The following is a 4,805-nucleotide window of genomic DNA, read 5'->3' as shown; positions in this document are numbered from 1 at the left end:
TGATTCTTGCAGGAAATGTAGCATTAGAGTCGATGGGATTCCCAACATTTGGTTTTGCAGGTGGTCGTGAGGATGTTTATGAGCCAGAGCAAGATATTTATTGGGGAAGTGAAACAGGATGGTTAGATAATGATGACAGATACGACACTAGTGACGGCGAATTAGAAGGACATTTAGGTGCCGTACATATGGGATTGATTTATGTAAATCCAGAAGGTCCTAACGGTGAACCAGATCCTTTAAAATCCGCACACGATATAAAAATTACTTTTGGACGTATGGCCATGAATGATGAGGAAACGGTGGCTTTAGTTGCAGGAGGTCACACTTTTGGTAAAGCTCATGGAGCAGCAGATGCCGATAAGTATGTTGGTGCTGAGCCTCATGGGGCTTCTATTGAAGAAATGAGTACAGGTTGGAAAAATACATTTGAAACAGGAGTTTTACAACATGCCATTACAAGTGGAATAGAGGGGGCATGGACGCCTGATCCAACACGTTGGGATGCTGATTATTTTGATGTGTTATTAAACTATGATTGGGAATTGACAAAAAGCCCAGCAGGGGCACACCAGTGGACACCAACAGCTGAATCAAATGCACGTATGGCGCCAACGGCAGATGGTAGTGGTAAGCAGGCATTGATGATGACTACAGCCGATATGGCCTTAAAAATGGATCCTACTTACAGAGAGATATCAGAACGTTTCCATAAGGATCATAAAGCTTTTGAAGATGCCTTTGCACGTGCATGGTTTAAGTTAACACATAGAGATATGGGGCCAATTGATCGTTACTTAGGCCCAGAGGTACCAAGTGAAGAATTAATATGGCAAGACCCAATACCAAAAGTCGATTATACGCTAAGTGATGCAGATATTGAATCCTTGAAGAAAATGGTCTTAGCTTCAGGCTTAACAGTTTCAGAATTAGTTAAAACCGCTTGGGCATCAGCATCAACATTTAGAGGTTCTGATATGAGAGGAGGTGCCAATGGTGCACGTATTAGATTAGAACCACAACGCAGTTGGGAGGCGAATAACCCAGAAGAGTTAAATAAAGTGTTGAATGTTCTTGAGGGTATTCAAAACGAATTTAGCGGCACAGTTTCAATGGCAGATCTTATTGTCTTAGCCGGAAATGCCGCCGTAGAAGAAGCTGCAAGTCAAGCTGGTCATAACGTGTCTGTGCCATTCAGTCAAGGTAGAGGAGATGCATCACAAGAACAAACAGATCTTGAGTCCTTTGGATATCTAAAACCATTAGCTGATGGTTTCAGAAATTATGTGACTCCAGAATTAAAGCAAGTTGCGGCAGAGGATTTATTGGTGGATCGCGCTAACTTGTTAACACTTTCAATCCCAGAAATGACAGCTTTAGTTGGTGGTCTTCGGGTTTTAGGTGCCAATTACGATAACTCAAATTATGGTGTCTTTACCGATAATGTTGGGCACCTAACTAATGATTTCTTCACAAACATCTTGGATTTCACGTATACGTGGAGTGCAACATCAGATGACGATACAATCTTTGAAGGGCGAGACCGTAGAACAGGTGCTGTAAAGTTTACAGGAACAAGAGCTGATTTAATCTTTGGTTCTAATACTGAGCTTAGAGCGGTTTGTGAAGTCTATGGTGCTGACGATGGTGAGGGTAAATTTGTAAATGACTTTGTCACAGCATGGGCTAAAGTGATGAATTTAGACAGATATGATTTAAAATAGGAATTGGTAAATAACCCAGGTATGATCAAAAAAGGAATGTGCATAGTATTGCGCATTCCTTTTTAATTGTCATTCCTGCGAAAGCAGGAATCTTAATCTTTTTAAATTAGGCATATGAACGCACAAGAACTATTTTTTAGAACCATTCAAACAGGAAATATTGAAAACATAAAACTGCAATTACAGAACAATCCTCATTTGGTAAATTCTGAGGATGCCAGAGGTTTTACACCTCTGATTTTTGCTACTTATTTTGATAAAGAGGAAGTTGCGAAAGTTTTGATCGAAAATAAAGCAGATATTAACGCAAAAGATGCTTCAGGTAACACCGCTCTAATAGGTGTAAGTTTTAAGGGAAATATTAGTCTTGTTAGTCTTTTGATTAAAAATGGTGCAGATGTAAATGCCCAAAACAATTCTGGAATAACAGCTTTAAGTTTTGCATCGCAATACAATCAACAAGAGGTGGTAAAAATCCTTTTAGCGCATAATGCAGACGGAACCATTGAAGACACCAATGGAAAAACAGCTTTGGATTATGCAACTGAGAAATCCTTTATAGATATACAGAATTTGCTAAAATAGATTAAGCGAGTTTTCCGCTCAACTGTCTTATCTTAATCTTAAATGCGGCAAATATCAGTGTTGTAAAAGGACTTAGCCAATTAAAAATGGCATAAAATAAATACTCACCAACACCAACTCCTAAGACGCCGCTTTGGTATGCTCCGCAGGTATTCCAAGGGATTAAGACAGAAGTCACTGTACCAGAATCCTCTAAAGTTCTACTTAGATTTTCAGGTGCCAAACCTTTGTCTTCAAAGGCATTTTTAAACATTTTACCAGGAATAACAATGGCTAAATATTGATCTGAGGCAATAGCATTAAGCCCCAAACAACTTATAACTGTACTTGCAAATAAACCAAATACCGTTGTAGCAATGGATAATAAAGACTTGGTAATTCGTGCTAAAGCGCCAATGCCATCCATAATGCCACCGAATACCATGGCACAGAGGATAAGAAAAATAGTCCAAAGCATGCCTTTCATACCTCCAGAGCTAAACAAATCATTTAACTTTTCATTATCTGTTGCAATTGCTGTATCCGTAAGTATTGAATTCGCAATAGCAGAAAAATTGGAATCCGAAAGGTTCTTAAGCACTTCGGGTTGAAAAATCACTGCAAATATCCCAGCTAAAATCACTCCTGATGCTAAAGCAACCAAAGGTTTGGCTTTAAACAATATTAATGCAATTACGGCGGCAGGAACTAAAAATAGCCATGCCGTAATGTTAAATGTTTTATCGATTGAAGCTAATAGATTGCTAATATCTGCTGTACCAGTTGGCTCTATAGTAGCACTTATGATACTAAATACAATTAATGTGATCACTATTGTAGGAACTGTAGTGAACGTCATATACCTAATATGTGTAAACAAATCAGTTCCTGCCATGGCGGGTGCCAAATTAGTCGTATCGCTTAAAGGAGACATTTTATCTCCAAAATAAGCACCTGAAATAACTGCTCCTGCAATCATGCCAGGATTAATTCCTAGTGCAGTACCGATTCCAACTAAAGCAATGCCAACAGTAGCTGATGTTGTCCACGAGCTTCCGGTGGCGATAGAAATAATAGCAGCAATTACTATTGACGCCGGCAAAAAGATTTCTGGGCTCAACACTTGCAAGCCAAAGTAAACCATTGCTGGAATTACACCACTAATAAGCCATGTGCCAGCTAATGCGCCAACCAAAAATAGAATCATTATTGGTACAAATACACTTTTGATATTTTCCCAAACTTCCTGAATCATAATTAATGGAGAGACTTTATTAAGCATACCTCCAATAAATGCCACAAACCCTCCCATCAATAGTATGTATTGATTAGAGTAAGCACCTAACATTTCACCATTGGCAAAAAAGATATTGTAGGCTAGAAGACCCATTAATATAACAACAGGTACCAAAGCTTCAAAAATATTAAGCTCTTTGTTGTCTATAATTTTCTGGTCCTCTACTTTAATTTCAGATAAGTCGTCGTCTTGCATCTCAGTTCAGTTTAGTTTTGTAATGTTACGATTTTGTTAAGCGATTTGCAAATACATAGAGTTACGTACATTTGTTCTCAGTAATGGATTCGTTAACTCAAATTGTTTTAGGTGCTGCCTGTGGAGAGGCAGTTCTCGGTAAAAAAATTGGTAATAAAGCCCTATTGTTTGGTGCTGTTGGTGGTACTATTCCTGACTTGGATACTTTTGTTGGTGCTTTGCTTTATAACAATGAAATTGATGCTATGCTGTTCCATAGAGGATTTATGCACTCAATTTTGTTTTCTGTTTTGGGTGCGTTTTTATTCGGGTGGCTGACTCACAAACTCTACAATACGGGTAAACGTCTTAACACAACATTCCGAAGTGACTGGATAAAACTGTTTTTTTGGTCTTTGTTTACTCATGTGATTCTCGATAGCTTTACGCCTTACGGGACCCAACTTTTTGCGCCGTTTTCAGATTATAGGGTAGCCTTCAATAGTATTGCTGTTGCCGATCCATTGTATACGGTTCCATTTCTTATTTGCATCATCATTTTAATGTTTTATAATAGAACAAAAATCCGAAGGCGGTTTTGGTTAAAAATAGGAATTGGAATTAGCTCTACATACATGTTATTTACAATTTTAAACAAAAGTTATATTGATTCTGTTTTCGAAAAAACACTTATAGATAAAGGGATAAATCATTCTAGATTTAGCACGCAACCAGCAATTCTGAATAATATTCTTTGGTATGGTATTGCTGAATCTAATGAGGCATATCATATAGGGTTTTATTCACTATTCGATACTACCGATAAATTTTCTGACTGGAAAACGATTCCCAAAATACGAGATCTAAGCAAGGATGATTTTAATGATCTAAAGGGTTTGGCCTGGTTTAGTAACGACTACTACAATATTGAGTCGTTAGATAATGGTGACTATCTGCACAAAGACTTAAGGTATCCCATGGTAAAAACACGAGAAGGGTATAAAGCGATTTTTAATCTTATGTTATACAAGGATGGAGATCGCTTA

General features: G+C 37.9%; 4 protein-coding genes. 3 read left to right on the top strand and 1 reads right to left on the bottom strand.

All coding sequences use genetic code 11. The annotated features are described in order from the left end of the window. Positions 1 to 1,724 (top strand): catalase/peroxidase HPI (gene katG / locus Q0972_RS00475; protein WP_299361208.1); only part of this gene is annotated, 1,724 nt, incomplete at its 5' end. Between the two features lie 114 nt (positions 1,725 to 1,838). Further along, positions 1,839 to 2,309 (top strand): ankyrin repeat domain-containing protein, encoded by a 471-nt coding sequence (locus Q0972_RS00470; RefSeq protein WP_299361206.1) that lies wholly within the window; start codon positions 1,839 to 1,841, stop codon positions 2,307 to 2,309. Between the two features lies 1 nt (position 2,310). Here Q0972_RS00470 and nhaC read toward each other — a convergent pair whose 3' ends face one another. Further along, positions 2,311 to 3,780, bottom strand: coding sequence for a Na+/H+ antiporter NhaC (nhaC, locus tag Q0972_RS00465; protein WP_299361204.1), 1,470 nt, complete (start codon positions 3,778 to 3,780; stop codon positions 2,311 to 2,313). An 83-nt stretch (positions 3,781 to 3,863) separates the two neighbouring features. Here nhaC and Q0972_RS00460 point away from each other — a divergent pair. After that, positions 3,864 to 4,805, top strand: a 942-nt coding sequence (locus tag Q0972_RS00460; RefSeq protein ID WP_299361202.1) for a metal-dependent hydrolase, incomplete at its 3' end; no start/stop codon positions are given.

The sequence above is a fragment of the Winogradskyella sp. genome (assembly GCF_028282165.1).
Lineage (GTDB): Bacteria > Bacteroidota > Bacteroidia > Flavobacteriales > Flavobacteriaceae > Winogradskyella.
Note: the sequence above shows the minus strand (reverse complement) of the source record. Positions and strands in the feature narration are given on the sequence as shown.